Source organism: Streptomyces sp. BE303, assembly GCF_036290945.1.
Taxonomy (GTDB): domain Bacteria; phylum Actinomycetota; class Actinomycetes; order Streptomycetales; family Streptomycetaceae; genus Kitasatospora.
Genome location: NZ_JAQYWZ010000895.1, coordinates 54,574 through 76,853 on the forward strand (window position 1 = coordinate 54,574; position 22,280 = coordinate 76,853).

22 protein-coding genes are annotated in these 22,280 nt (G+C 74.9%); 16 read left to right on the forward strand and 6 right to left on the reverse strand.

Translation table 11 applies throughout. The features are described from left to right. Positions 1-94: 94 nt before the first annotated feature. Complete coding sequence (locus PUR56_RS34500) at positions 95-1,027, reverse strand: 3-oxoacyl-[acyl-carrier-protein] synthase III C-terminal domain-containing protein (RefSeq protein ID WP_329881220.1); 933 nt, start codon at positions 1,025-1,027, stop codon at positions 95-97. A 156-nt stretch (positions 1,028-1,183) separates the two neighbouring features. Between PUR56_RS34500 and PUR56_RS34505 the strand changes: the two genes are divergently transcribed. The 5 genes from PUR56_RS34505 to PUR56_RS34525 all read left to right on the forward strand — a co-directional run bounded on the left by PUR56_RS34505 (position 1,184) and on the right by PUR56_RS34525 (position 5,085). Beyond that, positions 1,184-1,498 (forward strand): hypothetical protein, encoded by a 315-nt coding sequence (locus tag PUR56_RS34505; RefSeq protein WP_329951843.1) that lies wholly within the window; start codon positions 1,184-1,186, stop codon positions 1,496-1,498. After that, the gene (locus tag PUR56_RS34510) at positions 1,495-2,676 is read left to right on the forward strand and encodes a glycosyltransferase (protein WP_329951844.1); all 1,182 of its coding nucleotides are present in this window, start codon (positions 1,495-1,497) and stop codon (positions 2,674-2,676) included. Before PUR56_RS34505 ends, PUR56_RS34510 begins: the two co-directional genes overlap by 4 nt. Before the next feature lie 115 nt (positions 2,677-2,791). Further along, positions 2,792-3,757, forward strand: coding sequence for an ATP-binding cassette domain-containing protein (locus tag PUR56_RS34515; RefSeq protein ID WP_329951845.1), 966 nt, complete (start codon positions 2,792-2,794; stop codon positions 3,755-3,757). Between the two features lie 26 nt (positions 3,758-3,783). Beyond that, positions 3,784-4,548 (forward strand): ABC transporter permease, encoded by a 765-nt coding sequence (locus PUR56_RS34520; RefSeq protein ID WP_329951846.1) that lies wholly within the window; start codon positions 3,784-3,786, stop codon positions 4,546-4,548. A 198-nt stretch (positions 4,549-4,746) separates the two neighbouring features. Further along, on the forward strand, positions 4,747-5,085 hold the full coding sequence (locus tag PUR56_RS34525; RefSeq protein WP_329951847.1) for a hypothetical protein: 339 nt from the start codon (positions 4,747-4,749) through the stop codon (positions 5,083-5,085). 79 nt (positions 5,086-5,164) lie between these two features. Here PUR56_RS34525 and PUR56_RS34530 read toward each other — a convergent pair whose 3' ends face one another. From PUR56_RS34530 to PUR56_RS34545, 4 genes are all read right to left on the reverse strand, one after another. After that, positions 5,165-6,514 (reverse strand): aminotransferase-like domain-containing protein, encoded by a 1,350-nt coding sequence (locus PUR56_RS34530; protein WP_329951848.1) that lies wholly within the window; start codon positions 6,512-6,514, stop codon positions 5,165-5,167. Then, complete coding sequence (locus PUR56_RS34535) at positions 6,511-7,452, reverse strand: alpha/beta hydrolase (RefSeq protein WP_329951849.1); 942 nt, start codon at positions 7,450-7,452, stop codon at positions 6,511-6,513. The genes PUR56_RS34530 and PUR56_RS34535 overlap by 4 nt, the downstream gene beginning before the upstream one ends. A gap of 29 nt (positions 7,453-7,481) precedes the next feature. After that, positions 7,482-8,255: a methyltransferase domain-containing protein gene (locus PUR56_RS34540; protein WP_329881230.1), complete on the reverse strand. Its 774-nt coding sequence runs from the start codon at positions 8,253-8,255 to the stop codon at positions 7,482-7,484. Between the two features lie 215 nt (positions 8,256-8,470). Then, complete coding sequence (locus PUR56_RS34545; protein WP_443034609.1) at positions 8,471-9,565, reverse strand: alpha-hydroxy acid oxidase; 1,095 nt, start codon at positions 9,563-9,565, stop codon at positions 8,471-8,473. A 188-nt stretch (positions 9,566-9,753) separates the two neighbouring features. On the opposite strand from PUR56_RS34545, the gene PUR56_RS34550 reads away from it, so the two are divergent. The 11 genes from PUR56_RS34550 to PUR56_RS34600 all read left to right on the forward strand — a co-directional run bounded on the left by PUR56_RS34550 (position 9,754) and on the right by PUR56_RS34600 (position 20,814). After that, the gene (locus tag PUR56_RS34550) at positions 9,754-11,178 is read left to right on the forward strand and encodes a class I adenylate-forming enzyme family protein (protein WP_329951851.1); all 1,425 of its coding nucleotides are present in this window, start codon (positions 9,754-9,756) and stop codon (positions 11,176-11,178) included. 288 nt (positions 11,179-11,466) lie between these two features. Further along, positions 11,467-11,754, forward strand: a complete 288-nt coding sequence (locus PUR56_RS34555; protein ID WP_329881233.1) for an acyl carrier protein — start codon at positions 11,467-11,469, stop codon at positions 11,752-11,754. Next, positions 11,751-12,041 carry an acyl carrier protein gene (locus PUR56_RS34560; RefSeq protein ID WP_329881235.1) on the forward strand — a complete coding sequence of 97 codons (291 nt, stop codon included), beginning with the start codon at positions 11,751-11,753 and terminating at the stop codon, positions 12,039-12,041. Before PUR56_RS34555 ends, PUR56_RS34560 begins: the two co-directional genes overlap by 4 nt. Beyond that, positions 12,038-13,159 (forward strand): beta-ketoacyl synthase N-terminal-like domain-containing protein, encoded by a 1,122-nt coding sequence (locus PUR56_RS34565; RefSeq protein WP_329881237.1) that lies wholly within the window; start codon positions 12,038-12,040, stop codon positions 13,157-13,159. Before PUR56_RS34560 ends, PUR56_RS34565 begins: the two co-directional genes overlap by 4 nt. Beyond that, positions 13,156-13,677 carry a hypothetical protein gene (locus tag PUR56_RS34570; RefSeq protein WP_329951852.1) on the forward strand — a complete coding sequence of 174 codons (522 nt, stop codon included), beginning with the start codon at positions 13,156-13,158 and terminating at the stop codon, positions 13,675-13,677. The genes PUR56_RS34565 and PUR56_RS34570 overlap by 4 nt, the downstream gene beginning before the upstream one ends. Positions 13,678-13,841: 164 nt before the next feature. Beyond that, complete coding sequence (locus PUR56_RS34575) at positions 13,842-15,479, forward strand: class I adenylate-forming enzyme family protein (protein ID WP_329951853.1); 1,638 nt, start codon at positions 13,842-13,844, stop codon at positions 15,477-15,479. Beyond that, positions 15,476-16,753: a beta-ketoacyl-[acyl-carrier-protein] synthase family protein gene (locus PUR56_RS34580; protein ID WP_329881243.1), complete on the forward strand. Its 1,278-nt coding sequence runs from the start codon at positions 15,476-15,478 to the stop codon at positions 16,751-16,753. The genes PUR56_RS34575 and PUR56_RS34580 overlap by 4 nt, the downstream gene beginning before the upstream one ends. A gap of 149 nt (positions 16,754-16,902) precedes the next feature. Beyond that, on the forward strand, positions 16,903-17,913 hold the full coding sequence (hppD, locus tag PUR56_RS34585) for a 4-hydroxyphenylpyruvate dioxygenase (RefSeq protein ID WP_329951854.1): 1,011 nt from the start codon (positions 16,903-16,905) through the stop codon (positions 17,911-17,913). A 44-nt stretch (positions 17,914-17,957) separates the two neighbouring features. Continuing rightward, positions 17,958-18,872, forward strand: a complete 915-nt coding sequence (locus tag PUR56_RS34590) for a phytanoyl-CoA dioxygenase family protein (RefSeq protein ID WP_329881247.1) — start codon at positions 17,958-17,960, stop codon at positions 18,870-18,872. Continuing rightward, the gene (locus PUR56_RS34595; protein ID WP_329951855.1) at positions 18,869-19,855 is read left to right on the forward strand and encodes a thiamine pyrophosphate-dependent dehydrogenase E1 component subunit alpha; all 987 of its coding nucleotides are present in this window, start codon (positions 18,869-18,871) and stop codon (positions 19,853-19,855) included. Before PUR56_RS34590 ends, PUR56_RS34595 begins: the two co-directional genes overlap by 4 nt. Beyond that, a complete protein-coding gene (locus PUR56_RS34600; protein ID WP_329881251.1) occupies positions 19,852-20,814 on the forward strand; it encodes an alpha-ketoacid dehydrogenase subunit beta in 963 nt (320 codons plus the stop codon). The genes PUR56_RS34595 and PUR56_RS34600 overlap by 4 nt, the downstream gene beginning before the upstream one ends. 72 nt (positions 20,815-20,886) lie before the next feature. On the opposite strand, the gene PUR56_RS34605 is transcribed toward PUR56_RS34600, so the two are convergent. Further along, a complete protein-coding gene (locus PUR56_RS34605) occupies positions 20,887-22,236 on the reverse strand; it encodes an acyltransferase (RefSeq protein ID WP_329951856.1) in 1,350 nt (449 codons plus the stop codon). Positions 22,237-22,280: the final 44 nt, after the last annotated feature.

A 22,280-nucleotide genomic window follows, 5' to 3' on the forward strand; every position in this document is an offset into this window, starting at 1 on the left:
CCGTCCCGTCGTGCGTGGAGTGGCAGGGAGTGGGCGCGGAATCCGGAAGGGAATCCGGCGCGGGAGCCGGCGATCGGGCTCGACCGGTGGCTCGTCAGTGCTCGACGACCATGGCGGAGAACGTCGCTCCGATGCCGGCGGCGGCCAGCAGGTAGCGGTCACCGCGACGGAGCATCCCCCGCCCGACGGCGGTGTGCAGATTGATGAGGCCGTCCGCAGCGAAACTGTGCCCGACAGCGGGCACGTTGTCCAGCACCGCGTTCCCGATCGGGAAGCCGATCCGGCGGCAGATCATCCGCCAGGATGCCTGGTTGACGTTGTGCGGAAGCAGCGCGACCAGGTCGGAGAGGTCCAGACCTGCCTGGTCCAGGGCGGCCTCGATCGCCTCGACCATCACCGCGGGGTACTCCCGCTGGTAGCGGGCGAGCAGATCCTGGTCCTCGGCCAGCCGGCCGTCGAACTCGGGGCGCTGGCGCACCGCGTAGGAGAGCACCCGGTCGCGCTCGCCGTGGGCGCTGACCAGGCAGGCGGCCGCGCCCTCGGCGAAGATGCCGGTCTCCGGCACCACCTGGGCGTCCTTGGTGAAGGTCTTCTCCCCGGTCAGCACCAGGGCCAGCGCCTCCCGGTCGGGATCCCCGGCGAGCAGGCGGCCGGCCAGGTCGACGGCCAGCAGGCCGACCGCACAGGCGTGGTGGGTCACGGTGAAGGCCTGGGCGTGGCCGAGGCCGTACCGGTGGAGCAGGTCGTGCAGCGGGTTCAGCGGGTACGGGACGGCCACCGGCATGCTGCGCGCATGGATCACGAAACGGACGTGCCGTTCGCGTCCGCGCAGCTCCGGGAGAGCGTCGACGGCGGCTCCGAGGAGGTCGGGCAGCTTCCCGTCCGGGTCCAGTCGCAGCTGGTCCAGGCCGTGGAAACGGCGGAAGAGTTTGAGTTGACGTGGGGTCAGGCCGATCCGCTCGCCCACTGCCTCAATGGGCACGGTGTGGTGGGGGAGGTGAACGGCCACTGCCTCCAGTGCGGTCACGCGGGCTAGTATTCCCACGCCCGGCGGGTCCGCACAAGTGATCTCGGGCGGTTGCGGCACACATCCCGCACACTCCCCGAACGCGCCGCCCACGGATTCGCCCCGTACCGTGCGGCCGTCCCCCGCCCCCGTGCCGTCGAGCAGGTGGAGCCACAGATGACCGACCCTGACATCCCCGTCCCCGCGAACCCGGCCGCCGCGCCGCCGGTCCGCCCCGAGCTGGTGGCGGTGCTGGTCGAGGCCGCCGACGCGCCGCCCGCGTGGGCCTCGCGGGTCACCCCGCAGGCCCGGCTGGACGGCGACCTGCTCCTGGACGAGACCGAGATCGGCGCGCTGGACGGCCTGCTGCGCGCCCGGTTCGGCCCGGCCGCCGACCTCGGCGCGCTGCGGTCCGGGCTCGACCTGGCCGGCCTGGAGGCGCTGACCGTCGCCGACGTCGAGCGCCTGCTGCCCGCGGAGGACGCCCGATGAGCCGCTTCCTGGTGGTCGTGCCGCCCCTCACCGGACACGTCAACCCGACCGTCGGCCTGGCCCGTGAACTGGTCGCCCGCGGGCACGAGGTGGCCTGGACCGGCACCGAGTCGGTGCTGCGCCCGCTGCTCGGGCCGGACGCCCGGGTGTTCGGCACCGGCACCCGGGCGTTCCGGGCGCAGGGCGGGCACGGGCTGGCCGCGGTCCGCTCGCTCTGGGAGGGCTTCATCGTCCCGTACGCGCGGTTCACCGCGAAGACGCTGGACGCGGCGGTGCGCGAGTTCCGGCCGGACGCCCTGCTGGTGGACCAGCACACCCCGGCCGGGGCGCTGGTGGCGCACCGGCACCGCCTGCCCTGGGCCACCCTGGCGCCCGGGGCGATGGAACTGGGTCGACCCTTCCGGGGGTTGCCGCAGGTCGAGGAGTGGATGACCGGTCTGCTCCAGGGCCTGTGGCGGCGGGCCGGGCTGCCCGAGGAGGAGTACGTCGACCCGCGGTTCTCGCCGGACCTCGTGCTCGCGTTCACCGGCCCGGCACTGACCGGCCCGCAGCCGCTCCCCGCCGAGTACGCGCCGGTCGGACCGGTGCTGGCGGACCGGCCCGCCGATCCGGCGTTCCCCTGGGAGCGGCTGGTGGAGGGCCGCCGGCGGGTCCTGGTCACCATGGGCACGCTGGCCGGCGAGCTGGGCGCCGACTTCCTGGCGCGGGCGGTGCGGGCGGTGGAGCTCTGCGGGGAGGACGTGCAGCCGGTGTTCGCGGCGCCGCTCGACCTGCTGCCCGGGCTGCCGGCCCACGCCGTCGCGGTCGACCGGGCGCCGGTCCTGGAGCTGATGGCCCGCGGCGCCCTGGACGCGGTGCTCTGCCACGGCGGGATGAACACCGTGGGCGAGGCGCTGGCCCACGGACTGCCGCTGGTGACGGCGCCGATCAGGCACGACCAGCCGTTCGTGGCGGCGCAGGTGGTGGCCTCCGGGGCCGGACTGCGGGTGCCGTTCGCCCGGGTGACGCCCGATCAGCTGGCCGTCCGGCTACGAACCGTGCTGGACGACCCGGAGTACCGGGCGGCGGCGACCCGGGTCGGGGCGGCGCTGCGGGCCGGCGGCGGGGCCCCGGTGGCGGCCGACCGGGTGGAGGCGCTGGTCGCGGACGGTGCCCCTCAGGCCAATCCATTGGTCTAGGCCATTGTTTCCGGGGTGCCGCAGACCCTAGGGTGGCCCGCAGCACCACTTCCCAGGTGTCCCGCGCGCCGCATCCCAGGCGCCCCGGCAACCCATCCCCGCTCGGGAGTTCTGGTTGATCGAGACCAAGGGACTTCGCAAGTCCTACCCTTCCAAGAAACGTGGCCAGGCCTCTGTCGACGCCGTTCGCGGCATCGGTCTGGACGTGGCGGCGGGTGAGATCTTCGGCTTCCTCGGCCCCAACGGCGCCGGCAAGACGACCACGCTCCGCATGCTCGCCACGCTCATCCGGCCGGACGGCGGCGAGGCCCGGATCGCCGGCGCCGACCTGTTCGCCGACCCGGCCGAGGTCCGCCGCCGGATCGGCTACGTCGCCCAGGGCGGTGGCACCACCGACTCCGTCACCGCACGCGAGGAGCTGGTGCTCCAGGCCCGCATGCACGGCTGCGGCAAGTCCGAGGCGCTGTCCCGCGCCGAGGAGGCGCTCAATGCCTTCGAACTCACCGAGTTCGCCGACCGCCCGTGCCGGACCTACTCGGGCGGCCAGCGGCGCCGGGTCGACATCGCACTGGGCGTCATCCACTCCCCGAAGGTGCTCTTCCTGGACGAGCCCACGGTCGGCCTCGACCCGGCCAGCCGCGGCCACGTGTGGGCGGAGATCCGCCGTCTGAGCGACGAGGGCATGACCGTGGTGGTCACCACCCACTACCTCGACGAGGCGGACGCGCTCTGCGACCGCGTGTCCATCGTCGACCACGGCGAGGTCGTCGCCGAGGGCACGCCCGAGACCCTCAAGCGCGAGATCTCCGGCGATGTCGTCCTGCTCGGCCTGGGCGCCGGGGAGGCCGAGTCGGCCGCCAAGGCCCTGCGGGAGGAGCCCGACCTGCCGGTCCTGCACCGACTGGAGCTGCGCGGCGACGACGGCCTGCGGCTCTACCTGGACGACGGCGCGGCCGCCATCCCCCGGCTGCTGCGCGCACTCGACGCGGCCGGCGTGGCCTCGGGCACCGTCCAGCTGCAACGACCCAGCCTGGACGACGTGTTCCTGGCCCGCACCGGCCGCTCCATCGAGCAGTCCTGACCTCAGATCCCCGAGGAGGGGCTCCCATGAAGCTCGCCCGCGACACCTGGCTGGTGTTCCAGCGCCAGCTGCTGCTGATGTGGCGGACACCGATCTGGATCGCCGTCGGAGTGATCCAGCCGATCTTCTACCTGCTGCTGTTCGCGCCGCTGCTCAAGACGGTCCTCGAACCGATGGGCGCGACCACCTACGCCCAGACCTACCAGATCTACGTGCCGGGCCTGCTGGCGGTGCTCTGCATCTTCGGCGGCCTGTACACGGGCTTCAGCCTGCTCGGCGAGCTGAGGGCCGGCATCATCGAGCGGGCCCGCGTGACGCCGGTCAGCCGACTGGCCCTGCTGCTCGGACGGGCCCTGCGCGAGACGGTGGCGCTGCTCGTCCAGGCGGTGATCATCACGCTGATCGCGCTGCCGTTCGGGCTGCGGGTGGGCCCGGTGAACCTGCTGCTCGCCTACCTGCTGCTCGGCCTGCTGGCGCTGATGACGTCGGCGCTCTCGTACGGCATCGCCCTGCTGCTGCCGGCCGACGAGGCGATGGCTCCGGTGGTGAACACCCTCGCACAGCCGATCGCACTGCTCTCCGGGGTGCTGCTGCCGCTGGCGCTGGCACCGATCTGGCTCCAGTCCGTGGCCAAGTGGAACCCCTTCTACTGGGCCGTGGAGGGCATGCGCGCGCTGTTCTCGGGCCACGTCGGGGACAGCGTGGTCTGGCAGGGCCTGCTGATCGTCGTGGTGATGACGTCCGCCGCCGTGTACTGGTCGGCGCGGCTGTTCTCGACCCGGGTGCGCTGAGCCTCCGCCCGGTCGGGCGGAGGCGGGCCGGGGAGGTCGTGCGGGTGCGCCCGCGCGGCCTCCCCGGCCTTCGTCCGTCACTCCTCCTGCCGCTCCGTCACCTCCAGGGCACGAAGCGGCGATCGGTTGTCCGGGGACCACGGCGGCCCTATCGTCGTGGGCAGCCGACCGCCCCCCGCACGACGAGAGGAACCCCCCATGAGCCCTCGCTCCGAGAACACCCCGGTCGCCGGCCGGGACGCCGCCCCCGTGCGGCGGCGGCGTACGCGCCTGGCCCTCGCGGGCGGGGCGATCGCGGCGCTGCCCGTGGTCGGCCTGCTCGGCGCGGGCACGGCCTCGGCCGAGCCCGTCGCCTCCGTCGAGGCCGTGGGCAAGAAGCCCCCGGCCAAGGTCACGGCCGCCAAGCCGCCGGTCAAGGCCGTCGCGGCCAAGCCGCCGATGAAGGCCGTGGCCGCGAAGCCGCCGGTCAAGGCCGTGGCCGCGAAGCCGCCGATGAAGGCCGTGGCGGCCGATCCGCGGGCGCACGGCACCCCCTGACGGTCCGGCCCGTCCCCGCAGCACGGAACGGCGGCGACGCCCCCTCCCAGGGGCGTCGCCGCCGTTCTGCGGTCCGGGGCTACCGCCCGTCCGCGTGCGCTCCGCTCCGCCCGGCCTCAGCCCGGACGAACCCGGCCAGCTTGGCCACGCCGTCCTCGATCTGGCCGGCCGTCACCGAGGAGATCGAGAGCCGCAGGCGGCGCTCTCCCCCGCCTGCCGGGTAGAACGGCGCCATCGGCGTCCAGAGCACGCCGTGGTCCCGGGCACAGCGTTCCATCGCCGCGTCGTCCGCCGCGAAGGGCACCTCCAGGACGGCGAAGAAGCCGCCCTCCGGAACGTTCCAGGACAGGCCCAGGCGGGCCCGCTCGGCCGCCGGGAAGTGCCGGTCCAGCTCGGCCAGCAGGGTGGCCATGCCGGCCGCGTAGTGGGCCGTGGCGGGGGCGTTGGCGGCCCGGAGCCGGCAGTCGTGGGTCAGCAGCATGCCGCCGATCACGGCCTGGCTGAGCGCCGGCGTGTTGACCGTCGTCATGCTCTTCAGCTTGGCCAGCTGGTCGGCGAGCAGGGTGCGCCGCCCGTCCGGGCCGGTCACCTCCTGGTCGGCGACCACGTAGCCGAGCCGGGCGCCGGGGAAGCAGGTCTTGGCGAAGGAGCCCAGGTAGACGACCTGCCGGTGGCGGTCGAGGGCCTTGAGCGTGGGCCGCTCGCCCGGCTCGCGGGCGAAGAAGCCGTACGGGTTGTCCTCGATGATCAGCAGCCCCTCGTCCGCCGCCGTCTCCAGCAGCCGGGTCCGGGCCGCGACGGGCATCGAGGTGCCGGAGGGGTTGGCGAAGTCGGGGACGACGTACAGGGCGCGCGGGCGCCGGCCGTCGGCCCGGACGGCCCGGGCGGCGGCACGGACGGCCTCCGGGTCGGGGCCGCCGTCCGCACCCTCCGGGACCGGGACGGTGGTCAGGTCGAGCAGCCTCGCCGCGCCGGTGACCCCGACGTAGCAGGGCGAGCTGACCAGCACGACGTCGTCCGGGCCCGCGCAGAGCGCACGCAGCGTCAGCAGCATGCCCTCCTGGGCGCCGACGGTCAGCACCAGCGCCTCGGGCGGGACGGCGAGGCCCTCGTCGTTGGCGAGGGTGCGGGCCACCAGGTCGGCGATGACGCCCTTGGTCGGGCCGTACTGGAAGAGCACGGTGCGGATCGCGTCCCGACCCAGTCCGCGCGCGGCCAGGTGGTCGAGGAACGCCTCCAGGTAGGCGGTGACGTCCTCCGGCTCGAAGAAGCCCTCGTAGGGGCGGCCGGGGGCGAAGGAGACGGCGCCGGGGTAGCGGGTGGTGACCTCGTTCAGGAAGGTCATCGCGTCCAGCAGCGGGTCGGAGAGCGAACCGTGCAGGTCGCCGAGGTCCAGGGACACGGTCTGCGGGGCCGTCGGCGCGGTCACCGGAGGGCCTCGCGCAGCCGCGCGGCGGCGTACGCCTGCGCCTCGGCGGCGGCGTCCAGGGTGCCCGTCATCGCGAAGAAGCCGTGCGGGACGCCGTCGAAGCGGCGGGTCTCGGCCGGGACCCCGGCCGCCCGCAGGGCCTCGGCGTACTGCTCGCCCTCGTCGCGCAGCGGGTCGTACTCGGCGGTGATGACGGTGGCGGGGGGCAGGCCCGCCAGGCTCGGGGCGCGCAGCGGGGACGCGTGCGGGTGGTCGCCGTCGGTCGGGCCGGCCAGGTAGTGGCCCCGGTACCAGGCGACCGACCGGCGGTTGAACAGCGCCGGGTCGTCGTACTCGCGCAGCGAGGCGGTGTCGGCGCGCTGGTCGGTGTTGGGGTAGACGAGCAGCTGGTGGCGGATCGCCGGGCCGTCCTCGTCACGGGCGATCAGGGTGAGCGCGGCGGCCAGGTTGCCGCCGGCGCTGTCGCCGCCGACGGCGAGCCGGTCCGGGTCGATGCCGAGGGTGTCGGCCTGCTCCGCCAGCCACCGGGCGGCGGCGCGGCTGTCGTGGACGGCGGCGGGGAACGGGTGCTCGGGGGCGAGGCGGTAGCCGACCGAGGCCGTGACGCAGCCGACCGCGTTGGTCAGGGCGCGGCAGATGGCGTCGCTGGTGTCGGGCGAGCCGAGCGTCCAGCCGCCGCCGAACAGGTAGAGCAGGACGGGGAGGCGGCGGCCGGGCGCCGGGCGGGCGGGCCGGTAGAGCCGGAGCGCGAGCTCGCCGCCGGGGCCGGGGATGCGGTGCTCCTCGACGGCGGAGACCGGTTCGGGGGTGCCGGCGGCGGCGCGGATGTCGGCGAGGTCGGCGGCGCGGGCCTCGGCCAGGGTGAGGGTGTAGAGCGGCGGCGTGCCGGAGCTCGCGCGGCGGTCGCGCAGCGCCTGGGCCTGGGGGTGCAGTGGCATCGGGTGTCCCGGGGGTCTGGCGTCGGGTCTCAGCGGTCGGCCTCGACGTAGACGGTCTCGTCGGTGCGGAAGGCGGTGTCGAGGTCGGCGACGTCGGCCCGCGCGCCCTCGCGGTAGGCGCAGGGGCGGATCTGCCCGGGCTCGAACCCGGCCCGGGTGAGGACGTGCCGCAGCTCGTCGAGGTCGTAGATCCACTGGTGACCGTAGTGGCGGAAGATCTGGTTGACCAGGAAGGCGGGGCGCGCCGGCATCGGCGGGCCGAAGCCGAGGGTGGTGAGGCGGCGGCGGTGCTTGGCCAGGAAGCCGTCGTCGGTGGCGTAGCCGACCAGGTAGCGGGCCAGGTCGGGGGTGGTGATCCGCAGGACGCCGCCGGGGCGCAGGACGCGCCGGGCCTCGCGCAGCCAGCCGACCGCGACCGGCATGGTGACGTGCTCGATCAGGTGCTCGGCGTAGACCCAGTCGACGCTGGCGTCGGCGAAGGGCAGCGGCTTGGAGATGTCGAGCTGGGTGAACCAGCGGTCGCCGTCGACCCGGTAGAGGGTACCGGGTTCGGTGCCGGTCCCGGGGCTGCGCAGCGCGGTGAGGTCGGTGCCGAGTCCGCCCGGGTGGGCGGTGCGGAAGGCCGCGAACTCGATGCCGGTCAGGCCGAGGTCGGTGAAGTCCCGGTGGTCGAACGGGAGCCCGCCTGCGGCCGGTTCGAGCGTGCGGCAGGTGGCGACGTCGGCGCTGAACCGGTCGAGCTGGTCCTCCAGGCCGTCCGGGTCGTCCCAGTCCCAGCCGGGAAAGGCATTCTGTCTGCTCATGGTGTCGGTCTTTCCGTCGTTTTCGTCTGGTGCTGGGCGGTGTGTCAAAAAGGGCCCGGCGGCTGCCCGATGGTGCCTCCGCCGGGTACCGGACGGCCCTGCCGTCCGGTCCTTCCGGCTGCCCGATGGTGCCGTCGTCGCGACGCCTCCGGGGGCCGCCGGGTGCGCCGCGGCGCGGCGTCGCGGCGTCGCGGCGGGATCAGGTGCCGACGGGATCAGCCGGTGGGCCAGGGGGCGAGGGCGGTGCGGTCCAGGTCGGCGAGCCCGGGGCGGCCCAGCAGGGCCATGGTGTGCTCCAGTTCGTCGCGGAGCAGGTCGAGGACCCGGGTGACGCCGTCCTCGCCGCCGGTGGCCAGGCCCCAGAACGCCGGACGCCCGACCAGGACGGCGCGGGCGCCGAGGGCGAGGGCGACGGCGATGTCGGCGCCGCCGCGCACGCCGCCGTCGAGCACGGCGGGGATGTGCGGCGGGAGGGCGTCGACCACCTCGGGGAGGGCGGCGAGCGCGGGCAGTGCGCCGTCCAGTTGACGGCCGCCGTGGTTGGAGACCACGACGGCGTCGACGCCGTGCTCGGCGGCGAGCCGGGCGTCCTCGGCGGTGAGGACGCCCTTGAGGACCAGCGGCAGCCGGGTGCGTTCGCGCAGCCAGGCCAGGTCGGACCAGGTCAGTGTGGGGTCGAACTGCTCGCGGGCGTGGTCGGCGATGCCCGAACTGCCTTCGGTCGCGCGGTGGGTGGAGGCCATCAGGGCGGGGTCGAGATTGACCGCGCGGATCTCCGGCGGGACGGCGAAGCCGTTGCGCAGGTCGCGCAGCCGGAGGCCGATCCGGGGGGCGTCGACGGTGAGCATCAGGGCGGTGAAACCGGCCGCCTCGGCGCGTTCGACCAGGGAGGCCAGCGCGTCCCGGCGGCGCAGCCAGTACAGCTGGAGCCAGAGTGGACCGGTCGCGGCGGCGGCGATCTCCTCCAGGGTACTGCTGGCGAAGATGCCCGCGACCAGCAGGGCCCCCGCCCGGCCGGCCGCCCTGGCGGTCGCGGTCTCGCCGTCCGGATGGACCAGGCGGTGGTAGGCCATCGGGGCAATTCCGAGCGGCAGTCCGAGCGGTGAGCCGAGCAACTTGACGGCGGTCGAGCAGTCGGAGACGTCGACCAGTGTGCGCGGGCGGAACGCGTAGCGTCCGAACATTTCGCGGTTGGCCGCCAGGGTGCGCTCCGCACCGCTGCCGCCCTCGATGAAGTCCCAGATCTCTGGGGAGAGTTGCTCGCGCGCTGCGCGTTCGATCCCGGCCAGCGTGAGTGGTGCCACGGCCATCCTCGTTCCCGGACGGCCGCGCTCGGACCAGTCCACGGGTCGGCAGCGTAGGAGGTCTGGACCTGATTGGTATAGACCTTGATTTGACCAAACGTCTGTGCAATGGTCTGGCAACGGAATTGACCGTATTGCTCGTGATTACCTACACACGGCGTTCATGACAAATCTCCTCACTGTGTGGAGTGGCGTTGACCCGCATTTCCCCTTCTTCACCGCCGCCTTCTTCACCCCCGCACGCCGATGCCCCCGACGACTGGGTCGAACGGGTGCTGTTGGCCGGTCCCGGGGGTGAGGAGTGCCTCCGCTTCGGCACACCCGTCGACCGCGACGCCCTGCGCGCGCTGGTCGCCGAGCAGGCCGAACGGCTCACCGCCGCCGGCCTCGGCCCGGGCGGCACCGCCGCGCTGCGCCTGCCGCCCTCACTGGGCTTCGTCGTCGCGCTCCTCGCCTGCTGGCGCCTGCGGGCCCAGGTGGCCCTGCTGGACCACCGGCTGACCGACCACGAGATCGAGGGTGCGGTCGAACGGCTGGCCCCGCAGGTCCTGGTGGGCTCCGCCCAGCGACCCTCGGCCGCAGCGCTGCGCGGCTACTCCGTGGTCGACCCGGTGGCCGTCCGGCTGCCCGCCGGCCGGCCGGCCCGGACCGGGCACGCCCTGATCCAGCTCAGCTCCGGCTCCACCGGCCCGGCCAAGATCATCGCCCGGACCGCGGGCGACCTGATCCGCGAGCTCGACTGCTACCGGCGGCTGGCCGACTTCCCCGGCGAGGGTGAGCGGGTCGTCCTGCTGTCCTCGGTGGTGCACGTGCTCGGGCTGGTCGGCGGACTGCTCAACAGCCTGCACGCGCACGCCCCGCTGACCGTCCCGGACCGGATGACGGCGGCGGGTATCCTCGCCACCGTCGCCGACGACGACCGCCCCACCACGGTGATCGGCGTCCCGTTCCACGCCGAGCTGCTGGCCGGCGCCGCCGGACCGCCGGCGCTGCCCCAGCTCCGGCGGATGGTCGTGGCCGGCGAACTGGTCCGCCCTGGCCTGCCCGCCGCGTTCACCGCGCGGTACGGCGTCCCGCTCGGCACGATGTACGGCATGACCGAACTCGGGGTGATCGCCACCGATCTGGACGGCACCCTGAACCCGGCCAAGCAGCCCGTCGAGGGCATGGAACTGCGTCTCGTCAACGGCGAGTTGCAGCTCCGCACGGCCGCCTCGCCGTACCCCGGACTGGACGATCCGACCCGCTGGGCCGACGGCTGGCTGCACACCCGCGACGCCGCCGTGGTCGACGGGACCACCGGTCTGGTCACCGTGCTCGGCCGCCGGGACTCGCAGGTCTCGATCGGCGGACTCAAGGTCGACCTCACCGAGGTCGAGCAGACCCTCGCCGCACTGCCGCAGGTCCGGGAGGCCGTCGTGGTCTTCGACGGGGGCGCCATCGAGGCCTACCTCGCCACGGAGGACGGCGCCGACCAGGCGCTCGTCCAGGACGGACTCGCCCGTCAGCTCGCCGCCTACAAGCGGCCGCGCCGGCTGGCCTTTCTCCCGCAACTCCCCCGGACCGCCACCGGAAAGCTGCTGCGCGACCCGACCGCCCTGCGCGCCGCCGCCGGCTGAACCCCGGCCAAGGACCCTCCCGACACCGCCCACCGCACCACCGCGCACCACCCCGCTGCACCGCACCACTTCGGAACCACGCACCACCGCACCGCCGCACCACCGCACCACCGCACCACCGCACCGCCGAACCGCCCCTGCGGGACCCGGCCGGCTCCCCGACAGGCAGACGCCCCGACAGGCGGACGCCGCCACCCGTCGGACCCGGTCCGACCACCCGGACCGGCCGTGTTCACATCCCCGACGACCCCGCGCGCGCCGCACGCGCCCGGGCACAAGGAGCACACCATGCAGGACCGCATCCGCGAGTTCGTCCTCGCCGCCCTGGCCGAGATGCAGTACGACGTCTCCGAGGTCACCGGTGACACCGACCTCGGCCCGGCCGGGCTGGACCTCGAGTCGCTCGCCCTCGCCGACCTCTCGGTCCAGGTCGAGGACGAGTACGGGGTCAAGTTCGACCTCGACGAGATGGAGACCACCGCGCTGATGACGCTCGACCAGTTCACCGGCGACGTCGCCGCCCGGATCGCCGCCGCCGACAACGCCGCCACCGCCACCGCGGGCAGCCCGGCGTGACCGACCTCGCCGGACCCGACCGCGCCGAGGTCCTGGAGATGCTGGCGGCGTTCGGGCAGCGCGCCGTCGAGAGCGTCCCCGAAGAACTGGGTTCCCTCGAACTCACCTGGCTGATAGCCGAGTTCGAGCAGCGCTACGGCATTGAGCCGGATCTCGACGACGAGCGGTTCGAAGCCGTCCGGACGGTGGACGACGCCGTCGAGGTGTTCCGCGCGGCCGTCCTCGCGGCCGCGGGCGGTGCCGCGGACGCCGGAGCCACCACGACCGTCGGAGCCCTACGGACATGATCCGCCACGCCCAGCCCGCCGTCCGGCCCGTGGTGACCGGCCTCGGCGTGCTCAGTGCGGCCGGCACCGGGCCGGCCGCACTCGCCGAGGCCACCGCCCACGGCAAGGCCGCCTTCGCCGCCGTCACCCGGTTCGACGTCTCCGCACGCCGCACCACCCGAGCCGCGCTGCTGCCCGAGCCGCGCCCGCTCGCCGACGCGGTGCTCGCCGCCGCCGACCAGGCCTGCCACCAGGCGGGCCTGCCACCGGCGCCCGGCGACGGCGGCCTGCCCGTGCTGCTCGCCCTCCACAGCGACCTGCGCACCCGGGCCGCCGTCGCGGACGTCGCCGCCGGGACGGCCGCCGCCTGGGGCGCCCGCGGAGTCACCCGCACCTACACCGGCGCCTGCGTCGCGGCCGGCACCGCCGTGGCGGACGCCGCCGCGCTGGTCGCCGGCGGCCGGCACCCCCGGGTCCTGGTCGTGGCCGGACACCTGGTCGAGCCCGGCGTGTTCGCGGCCTTCGACGCCGGCCGCGCCCTGGCCCGGGACGGCGAGCTGCGCCCGTTCAGCGCCGGCCGGACCGGCACCCTGCTCGGCGACGCGGCGGCAGCCGTCGTCATCGAGGCCGAACCGGAGGCCGAACGGCGCGGCGCACCCGTGCTGGCCCGGCTGGCCGGCTGGGGCCGGACCGGCGACGCCCACCACGTCTGCCGCCCCGAACCCGAGGGCGAGGGCGCGGCCCGGGCCATCGAGGCGGCGCTCGCCCGGGCCGGGGTCGCCCCGGCCGAGATCGGCTACGTCAACGCCAACGGCACCGGCTCACCGCTGGCCGACCGGGCCGAGGCGAGCGCGCTGCGCCGGGTGTTCGGCGAGCACGCCGCCCGGCTGCCGGTCAGTTCCAGCAAGGCCGTCCACGGACACGCGCTGGAAGCCTCGGCCCTGCTCGAACTCGTCGTCACCATCAGCGCGTTGAACGAGGGTCTGCTGCCGGTCAACGCCGGCTGGCTGGGCCCCGACCCGGACATCGGACTGGATCTCGTGCTGGACGGACCGCGCACCGCCCGGGCGCGCTACGCGCTCACCCTCAACTCCGCCTTCGGCGGCGCCAACACCGCACTCCTGGTGGCCGCCCGATGACCGCGCTGCGCATCCTCGCCGAGGCCGTCTGGCCCGACCCGGAGGCCGGGACGCCCGAGCAGCTCCCGCCGTTGCCCGGCTTCTCCGCCTCCTCGTTCAACCCGCTGGTCGCCGAGACGGCCGACCGCTGCCTGCGCGCCCGCCACGGCGCGGCCCCGGCCCCGGCCCCCGGCCGGACCGCGCTGCTGCTGGCCAGCACCGGCGGCGACCGGGCCACCGCCCGCGCGATCGACGAGGCCGCCGCCTCCGAGCGGCGGATGCCCCCGTTGCTCTTCTTCCAGTCCAACCCGAACGCCGTCCTCGGCCACATCGCCGCCCGTTGGGGCCTGACCGGCCCGGTGGTGGCGATCAGCCCGGAGGAGAGCCCACCCGGCCGGGTGCCGCAGGACGCGCTCGACCTGGCCGAACTGCTCCTCGCGGACGGCGACGCCGAGCAGGTGCTCGTCATCGCCGCCGAACAGGCCGACGGCCCCGGCGAGAGCGACCGGGCGGTGGCACTGCTGGTCACCGGCGTCTGAGCCGGACCCCCGCACCACCGACCCCGACCACGTCCCCCGACCACGTCCCCCGACCCCCCGCACGTCTGCGCTCCACCGGCGCGAACGGTCCCCCACCCGCCGCGTCCCGCCGCAGCACGCCCAGCACCTTCAGCACGCCCAGCACCTCGGGAGGGATCCACCCCGTGAGCATCCGCAGTATTCGCACCCTTCTGGCGGACGATCCGGCCGTCGGCGCCGGCAATGTCCTCACCAGCCGGCTCGCCCTCGGCCTCGGCCTCGACGAGCCGCTGCTGACCTTCGACACCGCCGTGGACGACCACGCCGCCTGGCAGCCCTTCACCGTGGCCGAGCTGGACCGCGCGGTCCGCGCCAGGGCCGCGACCCTGCACGCGCTCGGCGTCGGCCGGCGCGACCCGGTGGTGGTGTACGCGAGCGACGCCGCCGACCACGTGCTCTCCTTCCTCGCGCTGGCGCGCCTCGGCGCCATCCCCGCGCTGCTCAACCCCAACCTGCCCGGCGAGCGGGCCGCCCGCTACATCGCCAAGCTGGGCCCGGTCGGCATCCTCGCCGACTCCCCGCACCTCGACGCCCTGGCCGGTCACGACCCGGGCGCGCCCGCGTTCCCGGAGATCTCCACCCTCGGGAGCGGCGACCCGGAGGCAGCCCCGGCGCCGTACCGGCACTGGGCCGGTGACCCGGTCGCGATCACCCACTCCTCCGGCACCACCGGCATGCCCAAGGCCGTGGTCCACTCGCACGCGAGCCTGTACGCGGCGATCCGCCACCGTGCCCGGCTGCCCCGCCCGCAGGGCCAGGAGCGGATGCTCAGCGCACTGCCCGCCCCGCACGCCGCCACGCTGATCGCCGTCAACCTCGCGCTCGCCTCGCACACCCAGCTCGCCGTGCTCTCCAGCCAGTCCGGCGCCGGGGTGCTGGACGCGATCGAGAGCTGGCGGCCCAGCGGTGTCGTCGGCTTCGCCGCGACCTGGGCCGACCTCGCCCACCACGACCTGGCCGCACGGGAGCTGGACTCGGTCGCGCTCTGGTGGAACACCGGCGACTGCGCCCACGAGGTGCACATCCGCCGCCTGGTCGCCGCCGGCAGCCGCGAGTCCGTCACCCGCGAGGGCCGGGTCCGGCTGCCCGGCTCGCTGTTCGTGGACGGCCTCGGCTCCACCGAGATGGGCCACTCGCACTTCTTCATCACCCACGGCCCCGGCACCGAGCGGTACGGCCGCTGCGTCGGCCGGCCGCACGCCTTCGTCGACTGCGAGCTGGTCGGCCCGGACGGCGAGCCGCTCGGCCCGGGCGAGGTCGGCGAACTCGCCACCACCTCACCGACCCTGGCACTCGGCTACTGGAACGACTCCGCCACCACCTTCCGCACCCGGCTGCGCGGCCGGTTCCTCACCGGCGACCTGATGTACCGGGACGAGGAGGGCTACTACTACCACGTCGACCGGGCCGTCGACTCGGTCGAACTCGGCGACGGCAAGCGGCTGTTCACCGCGATGTCGGAGGAGCGGGTGCTGGCCGCCTGCCCCGACGTGCTGGACTGCACCGTGGTCGCGGTCCGCGACGGCGGGCAGGTCGTCACCGACGTCCTGCTGATCCTGGCCGCCGACGCCGACCCGACCGCCGACCGGACCAAGGCCGTCACCGCCGCCCTGGACGAGGCCGCCGCGGCCACCGTCCGCCAGGTCGTGGTGGTGGCCGGCGACGCCATCCCGCTCGGGCCGACCGGCAAGGTCCGCAAGGTGCTGCTGCGGCAGCGCTACCTCGACTCGGTGGCCGCCCCCGCCGCGGCGGACGCCCGATGAGCGCCGGCGCCGCCCGCACCGGCGGCCGCCCGGGCGCCGTGGTCACCGGCATCGGCCTGGTCACCCCGGTCGGCCGTAAGCCCGCCGAGGTCTTCGACGCGCTCATCGCCGGCCGCTCCGGAATCCGCGCGCTGCCCGAGGGCCACTCCGCGCACGGCTGGCTCAGCGCCGCCGGCGTCGCCCCGGCCGTCGACGGCCGCGAGGTGCTGCCGCCCACCGAGACCCGCTGCGTGGACCGGTTCGTGCTGCTCGCCCTCGCCGCCGCCGACGACGCGCTCGCCGACGCCGGCCTGGTGGTCGGCCAGGACTCCGACCCGCACCGCACCGCCGTGGTGCTGGCCACCGGCGGCGGCGGGCTGGAGACCTTCGAGCAGCAGTCGCACCGGCGCCTCGACCGCGGCCGGCCCGGCGTCAGCCCGTACCTGCTGCCCGGCATGCTCTCCAACATGGCCACCGCCCGGATCGCCATCAAGCACGGGATCCGGGGCTTCAGTTCGGCCATCGTCACGGCGTGCGCGGCCGGCGCCCAGGCCGTCGCCGAGGGGCTGCGGCTGATCCGGGCCGGCGACGCGGACGTGGTGGTGTGCGGCGGCAGCGAGTCCTCGCTGCACCCGACGATCGCCGCCGCGTTCACCAACGCCCGTGCGCTGGCCTCCGGTTGGGACGATCCCGGGCAGGCCAGCCGGCCGTTCGACGTCCGCCGCAACGGCTTCGTGCTCGGCGAGGGCAGTGCGGTCCTGGTGCTGGAGAGCGCCGAGCACGCGAACGCCCGCGGCGCGGCCGGCTACGCCGACCTCACCGGGTGGGGAGCCTCCACCGACGCCCACCACCCGACCATGCCGCGCCCGGACGGCTCCGGCGCCGCCGACGCGATGCGTGCCGCGATCGCCAACGCGGGCCTGGCGCCGTCCGACATCGGCTACGTCAACGCCCACGGCACCGGCACCAAGCTGGGCGACGTCGCCGAGACCGCCGCGCTGCGCGCCGTCTTCGGCGACCAGGGCCCGGCGGTCAGCTCGACCAAGGGCTCCACCGGCCATCTGCTGGGCGCCGCAGGCGCGTTGGAGGCAGCGGTCACCGCACTCGCGGTGGCCCGGGGGACGCTGCCACCGACCGTCAACCTCACCGAGCCGGACCCGGCCTGCGCACTGGACCACGTCCGGGGCTCGGCCCGTACCGTCCCGCTCGGCGCCGCGCTGAGCAACGCCTTCGCCTTCGGCGGGCACAACCTCAGCCTGGTCTTCGAGCCCGCCTCCACCCGGTCCGCCAGGTAGGGCCGCTCCGGCGGTTCCCGTCGCACCGACGCCCGGCGTCCTGCGCGCGGCGGGAACCGCCGGACCGGCCCTGGCGCGGCAGCGTCGCCGCGCCGCCCGACCCGCGCCGGACCACTCGCCAACTCGCCACCCCCCGGGGGGAGATCCCGATGTCCATCCAGTCCATCACCCACGTCGAGTATCACTGCGCCGACGCCGACGCCATGGCGGCCGGCTTCTGCGCCGACTACGGCTTCACCAGCATCCCGCCCGAGCCCGGCCACCTCGCGACGGCCGAGTCCCAGGGCGCCCGCACCCTCCTGCTGCGCCAGGGCGGCATCCGCTTCCTGCTGCGCTCCGCCACCGACCCGGCCCACCCGGTGGCCCGGTACGTGGACCGCCACGGCGAGGGCGTCGCGGCCCTCGCGCTCGGCTGCACCGACCCGCAGGCCGCCCTGGAGCGCGCCGAGCGCCACGGCGCCCGCGTGCTGGACCGGGCCGGCGGCCTGGTGGCCGGCTTCGGCGACACCTCCCTGCGGTTCGTGACCGAGCAGCCCGCGGCGGACCACGACGAGCCCGCCGGCCGGCTGCTGGACGCCCTCGACCACGCCGCGATCTGCGTTCCGGCCGGCGAGCTGGCCCCCGCGGTGCGGTTCTGCGAGGCGGCCCTCGGCATGCACCGGATCTTCGGCGAGTACATCGAGGTCGGCGAGCAGGCCATGGACTCCAGCGTGGTGCAGAGCGTCTCCGGCGAGGTGACCTTCACCCTGATCGAGCCCGACACCAGCCGCCGCCCCGGCCAGATCGACACCTTCCTGGCCGACCACCAGGGCGCCGGCGTCCAGCACCTGGCCTTCCGCACCGGCGACATCGCCACCGCCGTGCGCACCGTCCGGGACCGCGGCGTCGAGTTCCTCACCACCCCCGGCACCTACTACGACGCGCTCGCCGAGCGGCTCGGCGGCACCGCCATCCCGGTCGACATCCTGCGCGAGCTCGACATCCTGGTCGACCAGGACCACGGCGGCCAGCTGTTCCAGCTCTTCGCCCGCTCCACCCACCCGCGCCGCACGTTCTTCCTCGAACTGATCGAGCGCCAGGGCGCCGGCACCTTCGGCACCGCCAACATCAAGGCCCTGTACGAGGCCGTCGAACGGCAGCGCGCCGCCGCCTCCGTCTGAGTTCGTACGAGCAGCCGCCACGAGAGAAAGAGGAGGCCCCACCCGTGACCACCGCACCCGAGTTCCACCTCACCGAGGCCGAACGCGCTCTGCTGCCCACCCCCGAGGAGGTGGCCGGCTACCTGGAGCACGGCTGGTACCTGTCCCGCCGGCTGTTCAGCGACGAGGAGCTGGACACCCTGCAGGCCGCCACCGAGAAGTACTACGAGGGCCACCGCGACCGCGAGCTGCCCGTCCGCCCGCCGAAGCTCGCGTCCTGGGAGCCCTCGCACGGGCCGATCCAGCGGCACAACGACTACGTGCACTTCGAGAGCGAGGCGATCGGCGCGATCCTGCGCAAGCCGCTGCTCGGTGCCGTCGCCGCGCTGCTCGCCGAGGCCGAGGAGATCCGGGTGTTCCAGGCCACCCTGATCTACAAGCCCCCGGTGCCGGGCGAGCCGAGCAACCAGGTGCCGTGGCACTTCGACAAGCACTACTGGCAGACGTCGAGCTCCGACCGGATGCTCACCGCCTTCCTGCCGTTCCACGAGTGCGGCGAGGAGAACGGCACCATCACCATGGTCGACGGCAGCCACCGCTGGCAGGAGCTGCCCTCCGGCGAGGACTCCACCCGGCACTTCGCCGACCGCGACCGCTCCGAGCTGGACGCCATCCTCGACGCCAACGCCGCGCACAACGGGCAGCAGGTGCGGAAGGTCCCGATGCACATCCCGCGCGGGCACGTCAGCTTCCACCACTGCCGCACCTACCACGGCAGCGGCCCCAACCTGGCGTCGTTCCCGCGCCGGGCCGTCTCGCTGCACCTCCAGGACGGCGCCAACGAGTACCGCGGCGCCACCCGGCCGGACGGCGGCACCGTGGTCTACAACCACGACGTGGTGGTCCGCCGCACCCCCGACGGCCGGCCCGACTACGCCGACCCGGACATCTGCCCGACGGTCTGGCGGGGAGACCTGTGACGGGGACCGCCGCCCTCGACACACCCGAGCAGCGGTACCGGATGCTGCGGCTGATCCGCTCCTTCGAGGAGCAGGCGCTCGGCCTGGTCAAGTCCGGCGTCATCACCGGCGGCATCCACCCGTACATCGGACAGGAGGCCGTCGCGGTCGGCGTCTGCGCCGCACTGGCGCCCGGCGACCGGCTCACCTCCACCCACCGCGGCCACGGTCACGTGCTGGCCCGGGGCGTCGACCCGGCCCGGCTGCTGGCCGAACTGGCCGGCCGGGTGGACGGGTTGAACCGGGGCCGGGGCGGCTCGATGCACGCCGCCGACCTGCGGCTCGGCATCCTCGGCGCCAACGGCATCGTCGGCGCCGGCGCCCCGATCGCGGTCGGCGCGGCCTGGGCCGCACGGCAGGCCGGCGAGCCCACGGTGGCGGTCGCCTTCTTCGGCGACGGCGCGCTCAACCAGGGCGTGCTGCTGGAGTCGTTCAACCTGGCCGCGATGTGGCGCCTGCCGGTGCTCTTCGTCTGCGAGAACAACGGCTACGCCACCACCCTGCCCGCCGAGACGGCCGTGGCCGGCAGCGCGCTCGGCCGCGCCACCGCCTTCGGCATCCAGGCCGCCGCGGTCGACGGCATGGACACCGAGGCGGTCCGGACCGCCGCCGAACAGGCGGTCGCCCGGGCCCGGGAGGGCGGCGGACCGGCGTTCCTGGAGTGCCGCACCTACCGGTTCGAGGGTCACCACACCATGGAGCGCCGGATGAAACTGAACTACCGGTCCGCCGAGGAGGTGGACGCCTGGCGCGAGCAGGACCCGCTCCCCCGGGCCGCCGCCGCGATCGGCGCCGACCGGGCGGCCGAACTCGACGCCGAGGTGACCGCCGAGCTGGCGGCGGCCGAGCGGTTCGCGCTCGACTCGCCGCACCCGGACCCGGCCGGCGCGGCCGACCACCTGTACGCCTCCGGGCTGCGTCCCCGGGCGGGGGCGGTGACATGACCCGGCTCTCCTACACCAAGGCACTCAACCGGGCGCTGGCCGACGAGCTGGCCGAGGACCCGGCGGTCTGCGTGTTCGGCGAGGACATCGGCGCCGGCATGGCCGGGCCGACCCTCGGGCTGCTGGACCGGTTCGGGCCGGAGCGGATCGTCGACACCCCGCTCTCCGAGCAGGCCTTCACCGCGATGGCCGTCGGGGCGGCACTGGCCGGGCGGCGGCCGGTGCTGGAGTTCCAGATCCCCTCGCTGCTGTTCCTGGTCTTCGAGCAACTCGTCAACCAGGCGCACAAGTTCTCGCTGATGACCGGCGGCCAGGCGAGCGTCCCGCTGACCTGCCTGGTCCCCGGCTCCGGCTCCCGGGACGGCTGGGCGGGGCAGCACTCCGACCACCCGTACAGCCTGTTCGCGCACGCCGGGGTCAAGACGGTCGTGCCGGCCACCCCGACCGACGCCTACGGGCTGCTGCGTTCGGCGGTCCGCGACCCGGACCCGGTCGTGGTCTTCGCCCCCGCCGCCGCCCTGCCGGTCCGGGAGACGGTCACCTGGGAGCTGGCACCGATCCCGCTCGGCACCGCCCGGGTGCACCGGCCCGGCACGGACGTCACCCTGGTCGCCGTCGGCCACCTGGTGCACGACGCGCTGGCGGTCGCCGAGGAGCTGGCCGACGAGATCTCGGTCGAGGTCCTCGACCCGCGCACGCTGTACCCCTTCGACTGGCCCGCACTCGGCGAGTCGCTGGAGCGCACCGGGCGGCTGGTCGTGATCGACGACTCCAACCGCAGCTGCGGCATCGGCGCGGAGGTCCTGGCCACCGCCGCCGAGGAGTTCCGGCTCATCGCGCCACCGCGACGGGTCACCCGTCCGGACGGCACCGTGATGCCGTTCGCACCCGCCCTCGACCGGGCCCTCCAGCCCGGCCGGGAGCAGCTGCGGCACGCGCTGCGGGCCGTCATGAAGTAGGCGTCCGGGCGACCCGGACACGGTCGGGCAGGATGCGGAGCGGGGGCGGCCACGGTGGCCGCCCCCGCTTCGTCACACCACCTTGGGTACCGCCCCGAGCAGCGCCGGCAGCTCGTCCGCCGGGTCGCGGAAGCGGTGCAGCGCGGCCCGGCCGGCGTCTCCGCGCAGCTTCGCGGCCAGCCGGGCCGGAAGCACCACGGTGGTCAGCAGGCCGGTCCCGTGGAACCCTTCGACGCTCCAGGAGACCCACGGCAGCGGATAGTTGGCGGTCGGACTGAAGAACACCGGCCGCTGCCCCTGGAAGCTCACCTCGTACAGCCCGAAGCGGCTCCAGTTGGAGAAGCTGAACCGGCGGTGCTCCGGGTCGAAGCCGAGCGGGACGCACTCCTGCAGCCGGGGGCGCCCCAGCTCCTCCAGGAAGCGCAGGTTGGACCGCAGGTTGAGGTGCTGGTCGGCGTAGCCCAGCACGGCCGAGCGCAGCGCCCCGGCGAGCACCGCCGGGCCGTCCGCGGGGGCGTACGGCAGGTGGATGTCGCCGAGCAGGTTGCCGAGCAGGGAGTCCGGCAGGCCGAGCGGCCGGCGCACGTTCACCGGGACGGTCAGCGTGCGCGTCTCGGTGTCGCCGTCCAACTGCCGCACGGTGTGCACCACCTGGGCGCAGACGGCGTCGCCGCCCGAGACCCGCAGGCCGGCCGCGGCGCTGAACTCCTCGCGCATCCGGGCGATCTCGGCGTCGCCGAAGTACAGCTGGACGGTGCGGTTGGCGCGCGGCCCGGCCGCCACCTCGCGGGCCAGCAGTGCACTCTCCTCCGGGCCGGGCAGCCGGAACCCGGGGCTTCCGCTGTCCTCGGCGGGCAGGACCTTGTCGAGCAACGCGTCCTGGTCCTCGACCAGTTCGGCGACGGGCAGCTCCTCGCCCTCGACCGCCGCCGACCAGGCACGCAGCAGCAGCGCGAAGCTCTGCAGGTCGCCGATCGCGTGATGCCAGGAGCAGCCGAGCACGGTGCCGCCGTCGGCGGTCCGGGTGACCCGGACGGTCAGCAGCGGCCCCTTGCCGGTGCGGGCCGCCGGGGCGTCGACCGGGTCGGCCAGATCGGCGCCGGGCAGGGTCACCCGCCCCATCGCCTCGGCGAGCGTGCCGTCGACGCGGTAACTCTCCAGGGGGACACCCGAGTCGTCGCAGACCGCCGTCAACACCCCGTCGACGGTGTGGAGTCGGCCCGCGAACACGGGGATCCGGGCCAGCGCGCGGGCCAGTCCGGCGGCGAGCCGGTCCTCGTCCAGCGCGCGTTCGAAGAAGAACACCACGGAGACCGAGAGGTCGGCGAGCATGGTGTCGACCAGCCCGCAGCGCAGCACCGTCCCCGGGGCCGAACCGGCCCTGACCAGCCGGGTTTCGCTCAACTGTGGCCAGACACTCATGGGTCCATCCCTGGGCTCGCGGGGACAGCCGTGCGGACCACCCG